Raw genomic sequence first — 21,340 nt, forward strand, 5'->3', positions numbered from 1 at the left:
CGGTGGCGGCCGCCGCCGGAGTGGCGGCGGCCCTGGCCGTCGCGGTCCCCGCGGCGCCGGCGTCGGCGGGCTACGACGCCCTCCCGGCGTTCCCCGGGGCGGAAGGGTTCGGGTACGCCGCGACGGGGGGCCGCGGTGGCGAGGTGTACCACGTCACGAGCAAGGAGCTGACGGGGCCGGGGACCTTCCACGACGCGCTGACCACGGCGGGCGACGTGCCGCGGACGATCGTCTTCGAGATCGCCGGGGACGTGACGATCCCGCAGATCGTCGCGCGCGACAAGCACGGGATCACGATCGCCGGCCAGACGGCGCCCGGCGACGGCGTGACCATCAGGGGGAACACGGTCCGGTTCGTCGAGAGCAGCGACATCGTCATCCGGAACATGCGGTTCCGGCTGGGCTCGGCGTCCACGGACGACGCGATGTACATCGAGGACTCGCAGGACGTCATCGTCGACCACTCGTCGTTCTCCTGGGCGGGGGACGAGGTCCTCTCGATCAAGAGCAAGGACTACGACGACCCGAGGTCGAAGAACATCACGGTGCAGTGGTCGATCATGTCGGAGGGCCGGCTGACGCACTCCATGGGCGGGCTCGTCGAGATGAACACCATCTCGATGCACCACAACCTCTACGCCCACAACAACGACCGGAACCCGAAGACCAAGGGCGTCATGGACTTCGTGAACAACGTCGTCTACAACTGGGGCGACTTCCCCTACGTGGCCGGCGGCGAGTCCGGCACCAAGGGGTACGGCAACGTGGTGGGCAACTACTTCGTCGCCGGCGTGAACTCCGCGAACCCCACCGCGGCGGTCGTGCGGGGCAACGAGAACTACCAGGTCTTCCTCGACGACAACCGCATCGACAGCAACCGCGACGGGGTGCTGAACGGCCGGGACACGGGCTCGGGGATGATCGAGGCCGCCCGCCCGGCCGTCCGGGTGCCCGAGCGCTTCGAGTACCCGCCGGTGCATACCCAGAGCCCGCGCCGGGCGCTCGGCCTGACGCTCGACCACGCCGGGGCCTCGGTCGCGCGCGACGCGGTGGACGCGCGGGTCGTCGACGAGGTGCGGCACCAGACCGGCGCGATCATCGGGGACGAGTCGGACGTCGGCGGTTACCCCGAGCTCGACGAGGGCACCCCGGCGACGGACGCCGACCGGGACGGCATGGCCGACGACTGGGAGCTCGCGCGGGGGCTCGACCCGACCGACCCCGAGGACCGCAACGGCGACGACGACGGCGACCGGTACACGAACCTGGAGGAGTACCTCAACGAGCTCGCGGCCCCGGGTTTCCCGAAGGGCTACCCCCTGACGCCGGTGCCGTGGTCCGGCGACGCCTTCGAGCCGCCGGCGCCGGAGGCCCCGGAAGCCGCTCCCACGGCCCCCATGGAGGGCGACGCGATCCGCAGCGCCGTCGTCACGGACTCGAGCAGCAACGGCGCCGCCAACGCCGCGCTGTGGTCGATCGAGCAGGACCTTCGGGTGGGTGACTTCGTCGCCGGCGACCGGACGACCGGCAGCAAGGCGTACCGGTTCACGGCAGTGCCGCCCGAGATCCAGGGGCTCGAGTGGGTCCGGTCGGCCGTCGAGTCGCGCGCCGCCACGAACGACGACCTGCTCTCGTTCTACCTGCCCGTGGACGCGGACGTCTGGGTCGCGCACGACACCCGCGTCTCGCCGCGCCCGGCCTGGCTGACCGACGGGTACGAGGCCACGGACCTCACCGTCGCCGACGACCACGGCGGGTCGTGGAACCTCTTCAAGGCGCGTTTCCCCGCCGGGTCGCACGTCGTGACCGGGGCCAACGCGGGCGGCACGGTGCTCAACTACTTCGTCGCGGTGGACCCGGTGCCGGGCGGCGCCGAGCCGGTGGCCACCGCCCCGGGAGAGGTCCGCGCGGAGCCCTCGGGGCCCTCGGGCGACCCGGCGGTCGAGCTCTCCTGGACGGGCGCCGCGGGCGCGACCGGCTACCTGGTGGCCCGGACCTCGTCGTCCGAGCCCGGGACGCGGGTCGTCGGGACCAGCGCGGGCACCACGTTCCGCGACGCCGGCGTCGAGGCCGGCGTGCCGTACCGGTACCAGGTGACGGCGGTCGGGCCGGGCGGGGCCTCGGACGCGTCGGCCGAGGTGCGCGCGCTGGTGACCTCGGGGTCGACGACGGCGCCCGCGCCCGGCGACCTGGCCGTCGCCGCCGAGCGGAGCTACTCCGTCGACCTGGCGTGGTCCGACGTCGAGGGCGCCACCGCGTACGGCGTCTACCGCGCGCCCGCGGGCGGCGCCCTCGAGCTGCTCGACCACGTGGCCGGCCCCGGCTACACGGACGACACGGCGGAGCCGTCGACGTCGTACCGCTACGCGGTGACGACGGTCTCGCCGGGCGGCGAGTCCGAGCCGTCCGCCGACGTCGCGGCCACGACGTCGGGCCCGCTGGACCCGGTCGTGGCGCCGGGGCAGGTGCGGGCCACGGAGGTGTCGGCCGCGGCGTTCACGCTGGACTGGGCGCCCGTGCCGGGCGCGGAGACGTACCAGGTGTACCGCCGGGACGGCGGGGGCGCGTTCGCCCGGATCGGCACCACCACCGCGCCGGGGTACACCGACGACACGATCAGCGCCTCCGTGGCCTCCTACGACTACTCCGTCACGGCGGTCAACGAGCTGGGCGAGTCGGGGCGGAGCGAGAGCCTCACCGTCCCGCTGCCCGTGCCCGCGCCGCCCACCGACCTGCGCGTGGGGCTCCAGGGGTCCACGTCCACGGGCCTGGTCTGGACGTCGGGCGGGGGCGCGACGGAGTACCGCGTCCTGCGGTCCGCGGCCGGCGGCGAGCCGCAGGAGGTCGGCGTCGCGAAGGTGCACACGACGTACGACCGGGGCCTCGAGCCCGGCACGGCGTACACCTACCGGGTGGTCGCCGTGAACGCGGCCGGCACGTCGGAGCCCTCGGCGCCGCTGCTCGCCCGCACCCTGCCGGGGTCGTCGTGAGGTGACCGGCGCCGCGGCGACCGGGCGTCAGACCGTGGCGGGGAACCCCTCCAGCTGGACGTCCCAGCCGGACGGGAACCCCGCCCCGCCGTCGAGGTGGGCACGGGCCATGAGCGCGACGGCGGCGAGCAGGCCGCCGTTGCCCGGCAGGTACAGCGGCAGCGAGTCGGTCTGGTGGTTGTGCCCGTTCGGCAGCACGACGTTCTTGCCCGCCGCGTCCATGAGCGCGTCGACCGCCCACCCGGGCTCGCCGAGGCGCGTCGCGGTCATCGCCATCATGGGGTAGTCCCAGCCCCAGGTGGACGTCCAGTCCCAGTCGCGCAGCACGTCCAGGTACGTGGCGCGCATGACGTCGGGGTCGACGAGCCCGACGTCCGGGACGATGCCCAGCGCCCCGAGCATCGAGGGGTGGTCGGTCCGGATCGTGTACGGCTCGACGTCGACGCCGGTGTAGACGCCGTCGCGCACGTGCGGCGCCACCATGCCCTCGGCGACCTCGGCCCACCGCTCCTGGACCGGCAGGCCCAGCCGCTCGCGCCACGCGTTGGCGGTGCGCAGCGCCCAGCGCCAGTACGCGAGCTCGAACGGCGGGTTGGACAGGCGGGCGCGCTCGCCCGCGTAGCTCTCCTGCGCGGGCACGAGCGGGGGCCCCAGCGTGAACCCGTCGGGGCCCTCCTGGGCGAAGTCGGCCATGAACTCCGCCGACGCGAAGACGACCTCGGCCTGCTCGCGCAGGAACGCGTCGTCGCCGGTGACCCGGTGGACGAGCTCGGAGAGGTAGACGACGTGGGGCTGCTGCCACACGAGGTGCACGCCGATCGAGCTGGGCGTCTCGCGGAGCACGGAGCCGAGCTGCTTGGGCCAGCGGGCCCCGGCGTAGCCCTGCGCGTGCGCGGTGTCCCGGGCCAGCGGCAGCGCGCGCCGGTACCACCCGAGGCTCGGCCGCACGAGCTCCGGGCGCCCCCACATCGGGAAGTGCGCGGCGTGCCACCAGTGCATCTCGAGGTGGAACTTGCCGCGCCACGAGCTGCACACCAGCCCCGTCTCCTGCGGCGGGAGGGAGCCCGCGCAGTTCACGGCCGTGACGTACTGCGACAGCACCACGCGCCGTTCGAGCTCGAGGGCGCGCGGGTCGTCGGTCCCCGCGAGCCGCAGGGCCGCGCCGGACTCCCAGAAGCCCTGCCAGTGCGCGGCCGCCGCGCGGTGCACCTCCTGGGCGTCGCCCGCGGTCGTGGCGGTGTCCGCGTGCCCGGCCCGGGAGGGCAGCAGCACCATGTCGCCCTGCCCGTCGGTGGTGAGCTCGACGACGACGTCCACGTCGTCGGCGGTGGGGCGCAGCACCACGCGGTGCGGCGCGACGTGCGCGAGGTCCGCGCCGGTGGCGGCGACGTGCACGCGGTACGTCGAGCCGTCGAGCACCCGTTCCACGAGCCACCCGCCGGGCACGGTCGTCACGCTCGTGGAGTGGGCGTCGGGGGAGTCCCAGTCGGCGGCGTTGTGCCAGTCCGACGAGCCGTACGGGAAGTCGACGGCGATCGCGAGCCCCGCCGCGAGGGCGGAGCGGACCGTGACACCGATCCGGTCCCGGGTGGGGTGGACGGCGGTCCGCACCCGCACGGGCACGTCCCGGTGGGAGAACGCGCTGTCCACCGTCCCCGACCAGAGGTCGAGCACCTGGCGGGTGTCCGTGAGGTCCGCCGGGCGCAGCGCGACGAGGCGCTCGCCGCCGTCGCCCTCGTCGTCCTCGTCATCGGTGACCGCGACGAAGCCGATGCGGCCGAGGTCCAGGCGGTGCGGGTTGGCCCGGAACCACCGGTTGGCGTCGTACCCCGCGGTGCCGCGCCGGCTCTCCTCGAGGTACGGCACGAGCCGGCCGTCGACCTCGTACCGCCGGGTGGTCTCCTCCAGCGCGTACTCCCGCTCGCCCGCGATCGAGTGCCAGGCCCACTGGGTCTGGGTGCCGAGGAGCGTGCCGGGGGCGTCCCGGTCGGGCTCGTGCCCCCGCTTGTGCACGGGGTACTCGCCGGGCATCGACTGCAGGCCGGTGAGGTCCACGGTGAAGCCGAGCTCGCCGTTCCCGACGGTCACCGGGCTGCGCGGGTCGAGGGTGGTCTGCTCGACGTCGTGCCGGCGCACGAGCGCGCGCCGGTCGATGGGCTGGGAGTGCACGGTGGGGCCCCTTCAGGCAGGTCGGGCGGCGAGCGGTGCGGGCGCGAGGTCGCGCTCCAGGGCGTCGGCGGCGAGCCGCGCGACGCGGTCGTCGTCGAGGACGCCGTCGGCGACGAGCACGCGGACGCGCCGGCGCAGCGGATCGTCGACCGGCGCGCTGGTGCGGCGGTCCCACGCGAGCGCGAGGCCGACACCGGGGTAGCCGGCGGAGCGGACGAACCACGGGTCCGCGTCGTCGTCGTGCGCGGCGACGACGACGAGCGTCGCGGTCCCCGAGGCGAACGTGGCGGTCCAGGCCAGCCACGGGGACGTGGTGCCGTGCACGGCCTGCTCGCCGTCGGCGTCCGCGGTCCGCACGTGGACGTCGGTGCAGGGCGCGACGCGCCAGAAGAAGCCGCCGTAGCCGCCGCCGGCCCGGCCGTTGCTGCCCGGGCCACCCAGGGAGACCGGCGTGCCGGTGGCGCTGCGGAGCTCGGTGCGCAGGTCCAGCCACCAGCCGTCGGGGGAGGGCGTTGCGTCCCACCGGCGGTGCTCCGTCAGGAGGGGGGCGCCCGCCGGATCGCACCAGGTGACCACCTGCTCGGCGGCGGAGCCGGCGCGGGAGTGCCGGTCGACGCGCACGTGCCCGTGGTCGGCCCGCCAGACGTACTCGCGGTCCTCGGCCGTGAACGTGCGGCCGCCCCAGAGGTTGGTGCCGTCGACGTCCTGGATCGCCAGGCCGGCGCCGAGGTGCCAGGCGTGGTCGGCGGGCAGGTGGTCGGTCACGACGACGCCGTCGAGCGTGGAGACCGGGTGCAGGTAGGGCCGCGGGGAGAGCACGGCCGCCACGTCGGCGCCGTCGCGGAGCTCGGCGACCGGCACGCCGCCGACGTCGAGCACGTCGAGCGCGGGCCGCCTCCGCGCCCACGGCACGCCCAGCTCGGCGAGCGTCGCCTGCGCGACGACCGCCCGCGCGAGGAGCGCGTCGACGTCGCGCACGACGGGCCGGCGGTCGCGCCCCTCGCCGGTCCACGTCACGGCGTCCGGGGGGATCTGCCGGGGCGGGTCGGCCACGCGCACGGCCTCCAGCACGCGCATGAACGCGCCGGAGTCGGCCAGCGGGCTGAGGAGCTCCGCGCCGGTCGCGCGGTGGGTCAGGAGGTCGTCGAGCAGGTGCGCGCGGCCCGCGTTGAGGGTGCGTCGTCCGCCGACGCCGTCCACGGTGAGCTCGTCGGTGGTGTAGCTCAGCTCGATCGTGCCGCGGGTGCCACGCACGCGGATCACCGGGGCGGTCTGCTCCTGCGCGCACAGCGTCAGACCGAGCGTCACGGCGACACCGCTCGTCGTGCGCACGCGCACGACGGAGGTGTCGTCGGCGTCGATCGCGTGCGAGTGGTAAAGGTCGGCGTCGACGTCGAGCACGTCGTCCGCGCGCCGGGCCCCGGCCAGGCGCAGCGCCGTCACGACGGCGTGCGCGAGCGGGTTGGTCGCCACGCCGTCCACCACGTCGACGCCGTCGAGGACCCGCTTGCCCGCCCACGGGGACCGGTCGTAGTAGCCGACGGTGCGCGACCAGGTGCCGACGGCGCCCACGGCCAGCACGTCGCCGATCTCGCCGGCGCGGAGGCAGGCGTCGATGATCCCCAGGGCCTCGGACCCCAGGCTCTGGAACCCGACCTGCACCACCCGGCCGGCGTCGCGCGCGGCCCGCTCGAGCTCGACGTACTGCGCCCACGAGGCGACGGGGGGCTTCTCCACGTAGACGTCCGCCCCGGCCGCGACCGCCCGCAGCGCGAGGGGCGCATGGGTGTGCGGCGGCGTCGAGATCACCACCACGTCGGGCTCGACGCCGGCGTCCAGCAGGTCGTCGAGCGAGTCGAACCAGGGCACGCCTCCGGCGTCGCCCTCGGGCGGACGAGGGTCCGCGACACCGAGCAGCCGGGCCTGCCCCGAGCGCTCGGCGCTCCGCAGGTGCTCCAGGTGGCGGGTCGCGTAGCCGTGGCCGCCGACGAGGGCGACGCCGGGGGCGGTCACTTCAGCGAGCCTTCGACCTCGGAGATGAACTGCTCGGCGGCGTCGTCCGGCGTCGTCCGCTCGAAGAGCACGTCCTGCATCAGCCGGGTGAAGATGTCCCCGGTGCTGCTGGCGCCCTCGGGCGCGGGCATCCGCGCCCCGGCGTCGGACGCGGCGATCTCGTCGATGAGGTCGACCTCCTTCTGCTGCACGGTGCTGAGGCTCTCGCGCAGGTGGTCGCGCACCTCCGCGTTCGCCGGGACCCCGCGGTCCGTGCCGACCGCGTCGACCACGCGCGGGTCGTTGATGAGGTAGTCGAGCAGCATCGCCGCGGCCTCGGGGTGCGCCGTCTTCGAGGTGATGGCGTACTCCATCGTGGAGCCCACGCGGTTGCCGACCGCCTCGGCCTCGCCGGGCAGGTTCGCCTCGACGACGGAGTCGCCGAGCGCGTCGGCCTTGAAGTTGCTCCACGCGAAGGCGACGCCCTGCTTGCCGGTGCCGAACAGCGACTGCTCGGGCACGGCCGTCGAGTCCTCCACGAAGATGCTGGCCTCGGGGGTGGCGCCGTTCTTCTGGGCGTCCAGCCAGAGCTGGAACCAGGCGGACACCGTCTCGGGGCTCACGCCCACGGTGCCGTCCTCGGCGAAGATGGCCTCGCCGTGCTGGTGCGCCCAGGCGTCGAGCAGCGAGGAGTTGGCGAACGGCACGGTGCCGTAGGTGCCCTTCGGGCTCTTGTCGGACAGCTGCTGGGTGACCGCGGCGAAGTCGTCCCAGGTCCACGTCGACGTGTCCGGGAGCTCGACGCCCGCAGCCTCGAAGACGGCCGGGTTGAGGAAGGCTGCCAGCGCGTTGACGCCGGACGGGACGGTGTACTGCGTGCCCTCGATCTCGCCGATCTTGAGCGTGTCGGCCGGCACCTTGGAGGTGTCGAGGTAGTCGGAGACGGTGCCGAGGTCCAGCAGCGCGCCGCGGCCGGCGTACTCGCTGGGGTAGGAGCCGCCCATCGTGATCAGGTCGGGGGCGTCGCCGCCCGCGACCTGCGTCGCGAGCATGTCCCAGTAGCTGCCGAAGTCGCTGCTCTGGGTCTCGACGGTGATGTTCGGGTGATCCTCCTCGAACCCCTGGATCGCCTCCTTCGTGATCTGGTTGCGCTCCTCCCCGCCCCACCATGCGAAGGTGATCGTCACCTCCTCGTCGGGGTCGTAGGGAGCGGCGTCGGTGCCGGGCTGGTCGACGGCGCAGCCTGCGGCGGCCGTCAGCACGACGAGGCCGGCGGTGGCCGTCGCGACGGTCGTCCTGAAGTTGGGTCTCTGCATGGTTCGTACCTCCCTGTACGAGCAGCCCGTCCCCGGAAGGCTCGCGACGGTCGGCGTCGGCGAGCGGGAAGGCGCTTCCCAGACTACGAAGAGTTCGATACTGTGGTCAACGGTTACCCCAAAAGTTGCGCGCTGTCGCGCAGCGCTCCGTGGTCGAGGAGGTCCACGCGATGAATCGTTCCACAGCGCCGACGGGCTCGTCCGGATGAGCGCGATCACCGAGCTCTCGAAGCTGAAGCGAGGCGGTCGCCCGCTGGACCCGCGCGAGCGGAAGGCGGCGCGACGGGACAACAAGGCGGCGCTCGTCTTCCTGCTCCCGTGGCTCCTCGGGCTGGTGGTCATCACGGCGGGCCCGATGATCGCGTCGTTCTACCTGTCGTTCACGGACTACAACCTGCTCGAGGACCCGAACTGGGTCGGCCTGGAGAACTACCTCCGGATGCTGACCGACGACCGCCTCCACCAGTCGCTGCGGGTGACGCTCACCTACGTCGTCGTGGGCGTGCCGCTCCAGCTCGCGGTGGCGCTCTTCATCGCGGTGGCGCTCAACCGGGGGATGCGCGGGCTGTCGTTCTACCGCTCGGTCTTCTACCTGCCGTCGCTCCTGGGCGGCTCGGTGGCCATCGCCATCCTGTGGCGCCAGATCTTCGGCACCACCGGGCTGGTCAACCAGGTGCTCGGGCTCTTCGGCATCGAGGGGATGGGCTGGATCTCCAGCCCCGACACGGCGCTCGGCACGATCATCCTGCTGCACGTGTGGACGTTCGGGTCGCCGATGATCATCTTCCTCGCCGGGCTGCGGCAGATCCCGACGATGTACTACGAGGCGGCCGCCGTCGACGGGGCCACCAGGGCCAAGCAGTTCTGGCGCATCACCATGCCGATGCTCACCCCGATCATCTTCTTCAACATCGTGCTGCAGACGATCGGGGCGTTCCAGTCCTTCACCCAGGCGTTCATCATCTCGGGCGGCATCGGCGGACCGTCCGACTCGACGCTCTTCTACACGATGTACCTCTACAACACGGGGTTCAAGGACTTCGAGATGGGTTACGCGTCCGCGATGGCGTGGCTGCTCGTCCTCATCGTCGGGGCCCTCACGGCCGTCAACTTCATCGCCTCGAAGTATTGGGTCTACTACGATGACTGACACCATCCAGAGGGACGTCGCGGCGGCCCCGGCCGCCCAGGAGCCCGCGCCGGTCGCCGCGCGGCGGCGGCCCTCCCGCCCCGTGCGGAGCGTCCTCAAGCACGTCGTGCTGATCGTCACGGGCGCCGTGATGATCTACCCGCTCCTGTGGATGGTCGTCTCGTCCCTGCGTCCGGACGACCTCATCTTCAGCCAGCCCGGCCTGTGGCTGAGCGACGTCGACCTGTCGCACTACCCGGACGGGTGGAACGCGCTCACCCACCCCTTCGGCCGCTACATGCTCAACTCGGCGGTCGTGGTGCTGGGGTCCGTGCTCGGCACGCTCGTCTCGTGCTCGATGGCGGCCTACGCGTTCGCGCGGATGCGGTTCTCGGGCAGGACGATCCTGTTCGCGATCATGCTCATCACGATCATGCTGCCGGGCCACGTCACGCTGGTGCCGCAGTACGTGCTGTTCTCCCAGCTCGGCATGGTGAACACCTTCTGGCCGCTGGTCGGCCCGAACATGCTCGCGACCGACTCGTTCTTCATCTTCCTCATGGTCCAGTTCATCCGCGGGCTGCCCAAGGAGCTGGACGAGGCGGCCCGGATCGACGGCGCCGGTCACGCGCGGATCTTCCTGCGCATCATCCTGCCGCTGATGACGCCGGCCCTCGCGACGACGGCGATCTTCACGTTCATCGGCACCTGGAACCAGTTCTTCAGCGCCCTCATCTACCTCACCGACACCGACATGATGACCGTGCCGGTGGCCCTACGGCTGTTCGTCGACTCGCAGGGGGAGAGCAACTGGGGATCGATGTTCGCGATGTCGATCGTGTCGCTGCTGCCCGTGTTCTTCGTGTTCCTCTTCGGCCAGCGCTTCCTGGTGCGCGGCATCGCCACGACCGGGATCAAGTGACGGGCGGCGCCGGGCGACCTCGGGCGTCGCGGCGTCAGCGGCGGGAGGACCGCGCGGCCGCGACCAGCTCGCGCGCGTGCACGTCGGGCAGGTAGCACCTGACGAGGGCGAGCCCTACCAGAGGGAGGGTCGCGGGCTCGGTCACCACGAGGTAGAGCGGCGCGTCCCGCGGCTGGAACTTCATCTTGAAGCGGTGCAGCGACTCGAAGCCGTACAGGGGCTCGAGCCGCTCCGCGAGGCGGTCGAGGACGGCGTCGAGACCCCCGGGAGAGGGGTGCTCGCCGCGGGCGAGCGGGCTGCCGGACAGCGAGGCCTCCAGGGCGCCCTCGTCCCGGAACGTCGTGAGGGCGGACGCGATGAGCAGCTCCATCGTGTAGCGGAACGAGTCCGGCGCGCGCCGCATGACGTCGAGGGTCCACCCGACGACCTGCCCGTCCGGGGCGTGCACGGGGAGCCAGCTCGTCACCCCGTGCACCCGCCCGTCGCCGTCCACCGCGAGGCCCACGCGTACCTCCGGGTCGAGGGCCTCGCGGACCCCGCCCAGCGTGAAGGCCATCTCCGGCAGGTCGCTGTCGCCGAGCCACGCCTCGGAGATCGCCCGCACCTGTGCGAGCGTCTCGGGCGGTTCGTCGACCAGCCGCACCAGCCGGTGCTCCATGCCCTGCTTCGCGGCCTGGTTGAGCGCCGTGCGCACGTCCTGCCACTTCTTGCCCCGGAACTCCAGCCCCGGCAGGTCGATCACGGCCTCCTGCGCCACCGGCACGAGGGTCCAGCCGCGCGCCCGCCCGATCGACGCGACCTCCTCGCTCGCGGAGAAGAAGCACGACCCGGAGCCCGCCGTCGACGCCGCCCCGACGAAGGCGTCCACCAGCTCCGCGCGGCCGTCCGGTCCGTCGCCGACCGGGTCCGTGAGGACGACGACGACGCCGGCGTGCGCCTGGTAGGCGACGTACCCGTCCTGGCCCTCGGGCGCCCATCGTTCGAGGCCGTCCCAGGTCGTCATCCAGGCCAGCCGCTGCCCCGCCCCGAGCCGGCGGAGCGTCGCGCGCGCGTCGTCCTGGTCCAGCCGGGCCCCGGTCGACGGCCTCGCGTGGCGGCGAGCGCGGAACGACGACCGCCGGACGACCAGCAGGGCCAGCGCACCGAGGTCGAGCAGGAGCATGAGGAGCACGAGCGGCAGCTCGTCCGGCAGCACGAGGGACGCGGCCAGCGCGAAGAGCGCCTCGCCGACCACCCCGAGCAGCGTGAGCACCACGGCCAGCCACCACCAGGAGCGCCTGCCCCGCAGGAGGCCGACGGCGAGGACCAGGTCGACCGCGACGGCGAGGACACCCGTCGGCCAGCTGCCGCTGCCGACCTCGCCCAGCGGCCCCTCGCGGGGACCGGCGGCGAAGCTCGTGAGCACCACGAGCAGGGCCGAGATCGCGAAGTACCCCGCGGCCGTCGCCCGGTCGCGCTGCAGACGCCCGGCGCGCGTGCGGCGTCCCAGCCTCGCGCCCAGCACGGGACGGGCGACGACGAGGCCGGCGATCCACCCGACGACGTGCTCGACGTCCGCGATGCCGCCCCAGATCACGAGCGCGGCCAGGACGTAGATCGCGATCAGGGCGCTCGCCCGGAACCGCCACGGTGGCGCCAGGCTCAGCGCCGTCACGGTCACCGTCCCGACGACCCCCGCGCTGAAGCCGACGTCGAGCACCCGGGCCAGGTGCTCCGCCCAGTCCCAGCCCGTCCGCGCCAGGAGGGCGAGGCCGCCGGCGGTCCCGACGACGCCGACGAGCTGGCAGGTCACCGCCGTGACCACCGCGCGCCGGGTCCCGAGCCGGAGCTCCGTCCAGCCGACGAGCAGGAGGAAGACCCCGGCGACGGACACGTACTCCCACGGCTCGAGGGCGAAGAGCGAGCCCGTGGCGGGCGTCCACCACCGTCCGTCGGCGAACGCCGGGGCGCCGAACGCGACGTCGTCGAACCACGGGTGGTCCTCGAACGGGGACCACAGCGCGCCGGTGACGACGCCGAGCACGAGCATCAGCGCGACGATCCCGAGCGTGAACGGGACACGCCTCGCCGTGCGGAGCAGCCGCAGCGTCGGAGAGGCGGTCGAGGGGGTCGCTGCCTCGTCGGTGGCGCCGGTCACGCGTGACTCCTCACCTCGGTTGAGGGAATCATTCCGCGGGCGGCGCCCCGGCGCGCGCCGTCCGGTCGCGGCGGTGGTGGCCCGGAGCGGGGGCGATCGGGGATCATCGGCGGGATGAGCGGCGAGCGGGCAGGACGGGGCCGGCGTCGGCGTGCGCTGGCGGTGGCCGCCGGGGCCGTCGTCGTGCTGCTGGCCGTGCTGGCGCTGCTGGTGTGGAACGGGGTGCTCTGGCCCAACCGCCTGGCCGCCGACCGGTACGCCGTGCGCGGCGTCGACGTGTCCGCCTACCAGGGCACGATCGACTGGCCCGTGCTGGCGGCGCAGGACCTGGACTTCGCGTTCGTCAAGGCCACGGAGGGCTCCGCCCACGTGGACGAGCGGTTCGCGGCCAACTGGGAGGGCGCCCGGTCCACCGACCTGCTGGTCGGCGCCTACCACTTCCTCAGCTTCGAGAGCCCCGGGGCGGACCAGGCGGCACACCTGATCGACGTGGTGCCCGCCGAGAGCGGCACCCTGCCGCCCGTCGTCGACGTCGAGTACTACGGCGAGTTCGCCGCCGACCCGCCGACCGTCGACGAGCTGCGGGGCATCCTCGACCCGATGCTCGACGCGCTCGAGGAGCACTACGGCGTGCCGCCGATCCTCTACACGACCCAGCAGATCCGGGCGGACTACCTGGGCGACGACTACGACCGGTACCCGCTGTGGATCCGGTCGGTCGCCTCCACCCCTGACCTGCCGCGCCGCGACTGGGAGTTCTGGCAGTACTCCGACCGCGACACGCTCCCCGGCTACGTCGGCGAGGAGGATCACATCGACATGAACGTGTTCGACGGCACGATCGGCGACCTGAGCGCGCTGACCCAGCCATAGCCGCATACCGTCGGCGACGTGATCGATCGATGGACATGGCCGGCCGTGGTGGGCGTCGGCTTCGGGGTGCTGGTCTTCCTCGGGGTGCTGATCCCCGTGCTGCTGGTGCAGCAGCGGCGGTACGGGCGGCTCGACGCGCGGCGGGTGCTCGGCGCCGCGGCGCTCGCGGTGTACGTCGTGACGCTGCTCGCGTACACGCTGCTGCCCCTGCCCTCGGGGGACCTGACCGCGTGGTGCGCCGCGCACGGGGTGTCCGGCGCGGAGCTGGTGCCGCTGCACTCGCTGGACGACATCCGCCGGGACACCGCCGGCCTCGGCACCCTCGCCACGCTGCGCAGCGCCGCCGTCCTCCAAGTGGCGTTCAACGTGCTGCTCTTCGTGCCCTGGGGCGTGCTGGCGCGGCGGTACCTCGGATGGGGCGTGGCCGCGTCCACCCTGAGCGCGCTCGTCGCGTCGGTCGCGATCGAGACCGTGCAGTACACGGGCATCCTCGGGCTCGTCCCGTGCTCCTACCGCGTGGCCGACGTCGACGACGTCCTCACCAACACCCTCGGCGGTCTCCTCGGCGCGCTCGTCGCGCCGGTGGTGCTGCGCTGGATGCCGCAGGCGCGCGAGCTCGCCGCCGCGCGCCTGGAGCCGCGGCCGGTGACGTTCTGGCGCCGCTTCCTGGGGATGGTCACCGACCTGCTCGCCGCGTTCGTGCTGGGGGCGGCGCTGCAGCTCGCCTACCGGGTGGCCGTGCTGGCGTCGGGCCACGACGTCCCGTCGGCGACGACCTGGCCGGACGTGCTGCTGGGCACGGTGGTGCCGGCCGTCGTCGTGTTCCTCCTGCCGCCGTGGGTCCGCTCGGGCGCGTCGCTGGGGCAGCGGGCGGTGTGGCTGGAGCCGCGCTGGCCCGACGGCGCGGGCGTCCTACGGCGCGGCTCGCTCGCGCGCCGTCTCGCCCGCGGGTACCTCCTGCTCGGTCTGTACGGGGTGCTGGGGATCGTGGAGGCGGTGCCGCCCGGCGACGCGTCGAACGCGTGGGCGGGGGCGCTGCAGAACGTGGTGGCGCTCGCGGCCCTGGTCGGCGTCGTCGCGACCGGCGACCGGCGCGGCCTCGCCTGCGTGCTGACGGGCGCGCGGATGGTCGACTCCCGCGCGCCCGCCGAGCCCGTCAGACGTGCGTCGTCACCGGCCGGTCGGTGAACGCCTGCTTCGGCACGACGACCAGGAGCGCCGCCGCGACCAGGGCCGTCCCGCCGCACACCACCCACACGGTGACGTAGCCGGCGAACGAGCCCGCGGTGCTCTCCGCGGCCCCGGCCGTGCCGGCCCCCGCGGCACCGAGCAGCGCGATCCCGAAGACGCACGACGCGACCGCCCCGCCGAGCGTCTTCACCGAGTTGGTGAGCCCCGTCGCGACGCCCGTCTGCTGGGGCGGGGCCGCCGCGGCGGCGGCCGACGGGAGCGCCGCCACGAGGGCGCCGGACCCGATGCCGACGACCACCATGTTCACCACGACCTGCAGGTACGTGGCGTGGAGCGGCACGAACAGCAGGAACCCGATCCCCACGCACGTGGCGGCCCCGACCAGCGTGATGCGCGGCGTCACGAGGCGTGCCACGCGGGGGAAGGTGAGCGCGCCGACGATCATCGCGACCAGGTAGACGCCGATGAGCAACGACGTCTGGAAGCCCGTGGTGCCGAGGCCGTAGCCGTGCAGCGCCGGGTCGGTGCGGGCGAACGTCGACAGCGGCGCCTGGGCGCCGAGCACGGACACCCCGAACAGACCCGCCGTGAGGAACACCGGGCCGAGCGCGGGGGAGCGGAACATCCGCACGTCGACGAGGGGGTCGGGGTGGCGCAGCTCCCAGCGGGCGAACGGCCACAGGAGCAGGAGCCCGAGGGCCACCATCGCCCATGCGAGCGTGGACCCGACGCCGTTCAGCCGGAGCATGCTCAGCCCGCCGGTGAAGGCGAGCAGCGCGAGGGACAGCAGCACGAGGCCGCGCAGGTCGAGACGCCCGCCCGCGGGCCGGGGGGTCTCGGCGACGCCGAACCAGACGACGACGAAGCACGCCGCCACGAGGACGCCGGGGACGAGCAGCACCACCTGGAGCGGGAGCGCGTCGACGAGCGCACCCCCGGCGAGGGCGCCCGTGATGGCGCCGACCTCGAGCGCGGCGACCAGGATCCCGGCGGCCTGCGCCGTGAGCGCCGCGCTGTTCGGGAGCCCGCGCGAGCGGCTCCACACCAGGGCGATCTCGAGCGGCAGCCACGCCGAGTAGAAGCCCTGGACCGCCCAGGCGGCGAGGAACAGCCCGAACGACGGCATGAACGGCAGCGCGAGCGTCGCGACGGCCGTGACCCCCGACGACACGAGGAGCATGCGCCGGTGGCCGACCATGTCGCCGAGCTTGGCCAGCACGGGGACGACGAGAGCGGACACCATGAGCTGCGTGCCCTCGAGCCAGTTCACGTCGGCGTCGTGCACGCCGAGATGGCGGGCGATGTCGGTGAGCATGGGCGTGTAGTAGCCCTGGATGACGCCGCTGGTGAGCTCGACGAAGGCGAGGAAGCCGACGACGGCCGCCATCGTCCCGCCGGCCGCGCTCACGGCCCGGGGCGCACGGCGCAGGCTGGTCACGGCAGACGCTCCAGCAGGGTGCGGTGGAACAGCTCGCCGCGCGCGAGCTCGCCGACCTCGACCCGCTCGTCGACGCCGTGGATGGACTTGCGCTGCGCGGTGGACATCGCGAGCGGGGCGAAGCGGTAGACGGCCGGCGAGAACTCGTGGAAGTACCGGGAGTCCGTCGCGGCCATGACGACGTACGGCACGGTGAGCGCGTCCGGGTGGGAGACGCCGACGGCTTCGGCCAGCAGGGCGAACCGGTCGTCGTCGGTGGGCGACTCGGGCGACGGCTCGCTGGACTCGATGACCTCGATCTCGACGAGGGGGTCGCGGATGCGCCGTCGCAGGCGTTCGACGGTCGAGGCGACGGTCTCGCCGAGGGCGATGCGCAGGTTGACGGTGGCCGACGCCTGCGACGGCAGGACGTTCGCCGCGGTGCCGCCCGCGAGCATCGTGGGTGCGACGGTGGTGCGCACGAGCGCCGCCGTCTCGCCGCCACGGGCGACGAAGGCCTGGGCCGTCGCCGCGGGGACGCCGGCCATGGTGGTCAGGGCGGCCCTGGCGGGCCCCTCGGCGCGGCCGGCGAAGATGCGCAGCATCTGCGAGATGGCACGCGGGGTGCGGGCGGGGAACGTGCGGGGGCCGATCCGGTCCACGGCGCGCGCGACCCGGCGCACCGCCGTGGTGGTCGGCGGCATGGACGCGTGGCCGCCGTCGCCGCGGGCCTTGAGCCGCACGTTCATGACGCCCTTCTCGCCGACGCCGACCATGGCGGCCCTGCCGGGCACGAACGGGAGAGGGGACTCGACGACGGCGCCGCCCTCGTCCACCACCATCCAGGGCACGACGCCGCGCTCGCGGAACGTGGCGGCGATCGCGGCGGCGGCGGCGCCGTGCGACTCCTCGTTCCCGCCGAAGGAGAGGTAGACGTCGCGGGCCGGGGTGAAGCCGGCGGCCAGCAGGTTCTCGACGGCCTCGAGCACGACGACCAGCGGTCCCTTGTCGTCGAGGGCCCCGCGGCCGTAGACCCAGCCGTCCTCCACCCGGCCCTCGAAGGGCGGGTACGTCCAGGCGTCGGACTCGTCGACGGGGACGACGTCGAAGTGCGCCATGAGGACCAGGGGACCGTCGGGGGCCTCGGTCCGGCCCCGCCACCGGTACACGAGCCCGAGGTCGCCGTGGCGCTCGAGCTCGAGCCGCTCGTGCACGAGCGGGTACAGCTCGGGGAGCAGGGCGACGAGCTCCTGGAAAGGGCCGAGACCACGGGTCTCGAGCTCGGCGGACACCGTGGGCAGCTGGATCAGGCGCGACAGGCGCTCGTCAGCACCCGGGCGGGGAGTGACCGGGGTCACGACGGGCTGATTCATGGGCACACCGTAGAGCCTCCGTGTCACGAGCAGGGACCAGGTCTGCGACGCGGTCTCACCCTCCTTCGACACCCGTGCTCATCTGTGCCGCGATTCCTGCTCGTTTGCTACGTTGGTGGCTCTCGCACCCGACGGAGCAAGGACCCACCATGACCGCACTCAGTGCAGAGACCGTGTCGTCGCTGGCGGGCGGCGACCTGCCGCTCGCCGTGCCCTCCTACGACCGCACCCGGCTGCGGGCCGGGATCGTGCACCTCGGCGTCGGCGGGTTCCACCGGGCGCACCAGGCGATGTACCTGGACCGGCTGATGAACGCCGGCGAGGCGCTCGACTGGGCGATCTGCGGCGTCGGCGTGCTGCCGCACGACGCCCGCATGCGCGACGCGCTCACCGCGCAGGACGGGCTGTACACGCTGGTGCTCAAGCACCCCGACGGCACGCTCGAGGGCCGGGTGATCGGCTCGATCGTGGAGTTCCTCCTCGCCCCGGACGACCCGGAGGCGGTGCTGGAGAGGATGGCGTCGCCGGAGATCCGGATCGTGTCGCTGACCGTCACGGAGGGCGGCTACAACGTCAACCCGGTCACGGGGGAGTTCGACGCCGAGGACCCGGCCGTGCGCGCCGACCTGGAGCCCGGCGCCGTGCCCGCCACGACGTTCGGCCTGGTCACGGAGGCGCTGCGCCGCCGTCGCGACCGGGGCGTGCCTCCGTTCACCGTGCAGAGCTGCGACAACATCCAGGGCAACGGCGACGTCGCGCACCGGATGTTCACCGCGTTCGCCCGGCTCAAGGACCCGGAGCTCGCGGCGTGGATCGAGGAGCACGTCCCGTTCCCCAACTCGATGGTCGACCGCATCACGCCCGTCACCACGGACGACGACCGCTCTATGGTGGCCGAGCGGTTCGGGGTCGACGACGCGTGGCCGGTCGTGGCGGAGCCGTTCACGCAGTGGGTGGTCGAGGACCGGTTCGCCGACGGGCGCCCGCCGTACGAGAAGGTGGGCGCGCAGCTCGTCGACGACGTCGAGCCGTACGAGCTGATGAAGCTGCGCCTGCTCAACGCCAGCCACCAGGCCCTGTGCTACCTCGGCTACCTCGCCGGGTACCGGTACGCCCACGAGGTCTGCGCGGACGAGACGTTCGTGCGCTTCCTGCGCGACTACATGGCCCGCGAGGGCGCCCCGACGCTGCTGCCCGTGCCGGGGGTGGACCTCGAGGAGTACCAGGCCACGCTGATCGAGCGGTTCGCCAACCCGCACGTGCGCGACACCCTCGCCCGGCTGTGCGCCGAGTCGTCCGACCGCATCCCCAAGTGGCTGGTCCCCGTGATCCGGGCGAACCTCGCCGCCGGCGGCGAGGTGCACCGCTCGGCCGCCGTCGTCGCGGCCTGGGCGCGGTACGACGAGGCCGTGGACGAGCAGGGCGAGCCCATCGCGATCGTCGACCGCCTCGCGGACCGCCTGAAGGCCGCGGCGGCGCGGAACCGGGAGGACCCGCTGGTGTTCGTCCGCGACGAGGAGCTGTTCGGCGACCTGGCGTCCGAGCCGCGGTTCGTCGAGGTCTACACCGCCGCGCTGGACTCGCTGCACACGCTCGGCGCCCGGGCGACGGTGGAGTCGCTGGTCGCCGGATAAGCCGTCACGCGTCGTCGCGGGCCGCGGCCTCCCGGATCTTGCGGGCCTCGGCGACGGCGTCGCGCCGCTTGCCGGCCTTCTTGTCGCTGGCCTTGGTGTCGCGCGGCGGGAGCTGGATGTTCTCCTCCGCGGCGATGCCGCCCTGCAGCTGCCGGCTGCGCTCGAGCTCGGCGTCCAGCTCCGCGCCGAACAGCAGCGCCAGGTTGGTGATCCACAGCCACAGCAGGAACACGATGACGGTGCCGAGCGTGCCGTACGTGGAGCCGTAGCTGCCGAACTCCGCCACGTAGAAGCCGAACGCCGCGGAGGCGATGACCCACACCACGATCGCGAGCAGGGCCCCGATGCTGATCCAGCGGAACTTGGGCTGCTTCACGTTGGGCGTCAGGTGGTACAGCAGCGCGACGACGACCACCACGAGGAACAGCGCGACGGGCCACTTGGCGATGCTCCACACGGTCAGGGCGACGTCGCCCAGGCCGATCGCCTCGCCGACCGCCCGTGCCACCGGCCCGGACAGCACGAGGCTCGCGACGACGACGGCCGCGAGCACGACCACCACCAGGGTGACGAGCAGCATCATCGGGCGCAGCTTCCAGACCGGGCGCCCCTCCTCGACCTCGTACACCCGGTTCATGGCCCGGCCGAACGCGTTGACGTACCCCGACGCGGACCACAGGGCGATGACGAGACCGACGACCAGGGCCAGGCCCGCACCTGTGGACCCGACGGCATTGGTGACCAAGGGCTCGACGATGGACAGCGTCTCCTCGGGGAGGAAGCCCTCCACCGTCGACATGATCGAGTCGATCGCCGCCTCGGCGTCGCCGACGAAGCCGAGCAGCGACACGAGCGCCAGCAGGGCGGGCGCGGACGCCATCACCGCGTAGTAGGTCAGGCCGGCCGCGAGGTCGGTGCAGTCGTCGTCGGAGAACTCCCGCACGGTGCTCTTGAAGGCCAGCTTCCACGACGGCTTCTTGAGGTCCGGCGGAGACTCGGGCTTGCGCGGGTCGTCGGGAGCCGGCTCGGTGCGGGGCTCGTGCGTGTCGGTCACGGGACCTCCTCGGGCGCGGCGGCGGGTTCCGCCAGGGTCACCACCAGGCTCGATGCGTCCGCGGATGCCCGCAATCGGGCGTCACGTGGTCGCGGCGTCCAGCAGCTCCTCGAGCGCGCCCGCGGCGGCGTCGTCGCACACGACGGTCGTGGCGATGCCGCCCGCGACGGCGGCGCGCAGGCCCGGCGCGGCCTCGCGCCCGTAGCCGGCGGTGACGACCTCGGGGGTGCGCACCAGCTGGTCGAAGGTCACGCCCACGACGCGGGCGTCGAGCGGCGTGACGACGCGGCGGCCCTCGGCGTCGAAGAGCCGTCCGGAGCACTCGGCGACGGTGCCCGCGGCGGTGGCGGCGCGCCGCTCGTCGCCCGTGACCTGGGGGAACACGGTGGACCCGGCGGCCGTCCACGCGCCGATCGCGACGACGGCGAGGTCGAGGTCGTCGGCGCGGTCGAGGGCGGCGGCGATCTCCGGCTGCCGCCGCATGCCGGCGGCGGTGCCGGGGTCGGCCACGAGCAACGGCGACCAGACCGGCCAGGTGCGCACGCCCGGCATCCGGCGGAAGCCCTGGATCATGTCGAGCGAGTCGCCCGACCCGTCCACCGGCAGGGCGCCGACCAGCTGGACGACGTCGCACGCGGGCAGAGGGGCGAGGTGGCGCACCGCGATCTCGATGGTGCGCGACCAGGAGACGCCGAGGGTGGCGCCCTCGCGCACGTGCGCGGAGACGACGCCGGCGAGCGCGCGGGCGACCGACTCCCGCGTCGCGGCGGGGGTGCCGGCCGCGCCGGCGATCACGACCTCGCGTGCGCCGAGCCGCTCCGCCAGGCGTCGGGCGCGGCCGGTGTCCAGGTGGGCGGGCGGGGAGATCTCGATCCGCACGACGCCGCTCTCGCGCGCCTCGGCGAGCAGCCGGGCCACCTGGAAGCGGGAGATCCCGTGGGCGGAGGCGATGTCCACCTTGGAACGGTTGTCGAGGTAGTAGTCGCGGCTCACCTCGACGAGGAGGCGGGCGTGCTCGGCGTCGGTCACGGGATCATCCTCCTCGCTGGTCGGGCCGCCGCGCCACTCTGAGCGCTCGGGCCTTGCTCGCCTGAGCATCACCCACTACTGTCCAAACAGATGAGCGCAGCGCCGCATCTCATC

The 21,340-nt window shown here is 73.6% G+C and carries 14 protein-coding genes; 6 read left to right on the forward strand and 8 right to left on the reverse strand.

The window, feature by feature from the left end; genetic code table 11:
- The first annotated feature begins 2 nt into the window (after window positions 1-2).
- The gene (locus ACFVS0_RS08615) at window positions 3-2,990 is read left to right on the forward strand and encodes a fibronectin type III domain-containing protein (protein WP_430587717.1); all 2,988 of its coding nucleotides are present in this window, start codon (window positions 3-5) and stop codon (window positions 2,988-2,990) included.
- 27 nt (window positions 2,991-3,017) lie between these two features.
- On the opposite strand, the gene ACFVS0_RS08620 is transcribed toward ACFVS0_RS08615, so the two are convergent.
- Genes ACFVS0_RS08620 through ACFVS0_RS08630 form a run of 3 tightly spaced genes read right to left on the reverse strand, consistent with a single transcriptional unit; the run spans window position 3,018 to window position 8,467 of the window.
- Window positions 3,018-5,159 carry a hypothetical protein gene (locus ACFVS0_RS08620; protein WP_430587718.1) on the reverse strand — a complete coding sequence of 714 codons (2,142 nt, stop codon included), beginning with the start codon at window positions 5,157-5,159 and terminating at the stop codon, window positions 3,018-3,020.
- 12 nt (window positions 5,160-5,171) lie between these two features.
- Entirely contained in the window at window positions 5,172-7,172 is a 2,001-nt protein-coding gene (locus ACFVS0_RS08625) for a DUF6807 family protein (protein WP_430587719.1), read from the reverse strand.
- A complete protein-coding gene (locus ACFVS0_RS08630) occupies window positions 7,169-8,467 on the reverse strand; it encodes an ABC transporter substrate-binding protein (protein WP_430587720.1) in 1,299 nt (432 codons plus the stop codon). The genes ACFVS0_RS08625 and ACFVS0_RS08630 overlap by 4 nt, the downstream gene beginning before the upstream one ends.
- 205 nt (window positions 8,468-8,672) lie before the next feature.
- Between ACFVS0_RS08630 and ACFVS0_RS08635 the strand changes: the two genes are divergently transcribed.
- Complete coding sequence (locus tag ACFVS0_RS08635) at window positions 8,673-9,617, forward strand: carbohydrate ABC transporter permease (RefSeq protein ID WP_430587721.1); 945 nt, start codon at window positions 8,673-8,675, stop codon at window positions 9,615-9,617.
- Window positions 9,618-9,747: 130 nt separating this feature from the next.
- Window positions 9,748-10,518, forward strand: a complete 771-nt coding sequence (locus tag ACFVS0_RS08640; RefSeq protein ID WP_430564662.1) for a carbohydrate ABC transporter permease — start codon at window positions 9,748-9,750, stop codon at window positions 10,516-10,518.
- 34 nt (window positions 10,519-10,552) lie between these two features.
- Here ACFVS0_RS08640 and ACFVS0_RS08645 read toward each other — a convergent pair whose 3' ends face one another.
- Window positions 10,553-12,655 carry a bifunctional lysylphosphatidylglycerol flippase/synthetase MprF gene (locus ACFVS0_RS08645; protein ID WP_430587722.1) on the reverse strand — a complete coding sequence of 701 codons (2,103 nt, stop codon included), beginning with the start codon at window positions 12,653-12,655 and terminating at the stop codon, window positions 10,553-10,555.
- Between the two features lie 114 nt (window positions 12,656-12,769).
- Here ACFVS0_RS08645 and ACFVS0_RS08650 point away from each other — a divergent pair, with 114 nt between their 5' ends.
- The gene (locus ACFVS0_RS08650; protein WP_430587723.1) at window positions 12,770-13,528 is read left to right on the forward strand and encodes a GH25 family lysozyme; all 759 of its coding nucleotides are present in this window, start codon (window positions 12,770-12,772) and stop codon (window positions 13,526-13,528) included.
- 18 nt (window positions 13,529-13,546) lie between these two features.
- Window positions 13,547-14,716, forward strand: a complete 1,170-nt coding sequence (locus ACFVS0_RS08655; protein WP_430587724.1) for a VanZ family protein — start codon at window positions 13,547-13,549, stop codon at window positions 14,714-14,716.
- On the opposite strand, the gene ACFVS0_RS08660 is transcribed toward ACFVS0_RS08655, so the two are convergent.
- Complete coding sequence (locus ACFVS0_RS08660) at window positions 14,685-16,106, reverse strand: MFS transporter (RefSeq protein ID WP_430549497.1); 1,422 nt, start codon at window positions 16,104-16,106, stop codon at window positions 14,685-14,687. The genes ACFVS0_RS08655 and ACFVS0_RS08660 overlap by 32 nt on opposite strands.
- 47 nt (window positions 16,107-16,153) lie before the next feature.
- Window positions 16,154-17,509 carry a M20/M25/M40 family metallo-hydrolase gene (locus tag ACFVS0_RS08665; RefSeq protein WP_430587725.1) on the reverse strand — a complete coding sequence of 452 codons (1,356 nt, stop codon included), beginning with the start codon at window positions 17,507-17,509 and terminating at the stop codon, window positions 16,154-16,156.
- A gap of 149 nt (window positions 17,510-17,658) precedes the next feature.
- Here ACFVS0_RS08665 and ACFVS0_RS08670 point away from each other — a divergent pair, with 149 nt between their 5' ends.
- Window positions 17,659-19,143 carry a mannitol dehydrogenase family protein gene (locus tag ACFVS0_RS08670; protein ID WP_430587726.1) on the forward strand — a complete coding sequence of 495 codons (1,485 nt, stop codon included), beginning with the start codon at window positions 17,659-17,661 and terminating at the stop codon, window positions 19,141-19,143.
- A 4-nt stretch (window positions 19,144-19,147) separates the two neighbouring features.
- Here the strand turns inward: ACFVS0_RS08670 and ACFVS0_RS08675 are convergent, their stop codons facing one another.
- Window positions 19,148-20,197 carry a YihY/virulence factor BrkB family protein gene (locus ACFVS0_RS08675; RefSeq protein ID WP_430587727.1) on the reverse strand — a complete coding sequence of 350 codons (1,050 nt, stop codon included), beginning with the start codon at window positions 20,195-20,197 and terminating at the stop codon, window positions 19,148-19,150.
- Window positions 20,198-20,278: 81 nt separating this feature from the next.
- Window positions 20,279-21,226, reverse strand: a complete 948-nt coding sequence (locus ACFVS0_RS08680) for a sugar-binding transcriptional regulator (RefSeq protein WP_430587728.1) — start codon at window positions 21,224-21,226, stop codon at window positions 20,279-20,281.
- Window positions 21,227-21,340 lie beyond the last annotated feature (114 nt).

The organism is Isoptericola sp. NPDC058082 (assembly GCF_042885055.1).
Classification (GTDB): Bacteria; Actinomycetota; Actinomycetes; order Actinomycetales; family Cellulomonadaceae; genus Isoptericola.

Bases quoted from the DNA above. Each gene is read 5' to 3' on its own strand.
- ACFVS0_RS08665 (WP_430587725.1), bottom strand. From the start codon at position 17,509: ATGAATCAGCCCGTCGTGACCCCGGTCACTCCCCGCCCGGGTGCTGAC.
- ACFVS0_RS08630 (WP_430587720.1), bottom strand. From the start codon at position 8,467: ATGCAGAGACCCAACTTCAGGACGACCGTCGCGACGGCCACCGCCGGC.
- ACFVS0_RS08635 (WP_430587721.1), top strand. From the start codon at position 8,673: ATGAGCGCGATCACCGAGCTCTCGAAGCTGAAGCGAGGCGGTCGCCCG.
- ACFVS0_RS08650 (WP_430587723.1), top strand. From the start codon at position 12,770: ATGAGCGGCGAGCGGGCAGGACGGGGCCGGCGTCGGCGTGCGCTGGCG.
- ACFVS0_RS08670 (WP_430587726.1), top strand. From the start codon at position 17,659: ATGACCGCACTCAGTGCAGAGACCGTGTCGTCGCTGGCGGGCGGCGAC.
- ACFVS0_RS08640 (WP_430564662.1), top strand. From the start codon at position 9,748: ATGATCTACCCGCTCCTGTGGATGGTCGTCTCGTCCCTGCGTCCGGAC.
- ACFVS0_RS08660 (WP_430549497.1), bottom strand. From the start codon at position 16,106: ATGGCGGCCGTCGTCGGCTTCCTCGCCTTCGTCGAGCTCACCAGCGGC.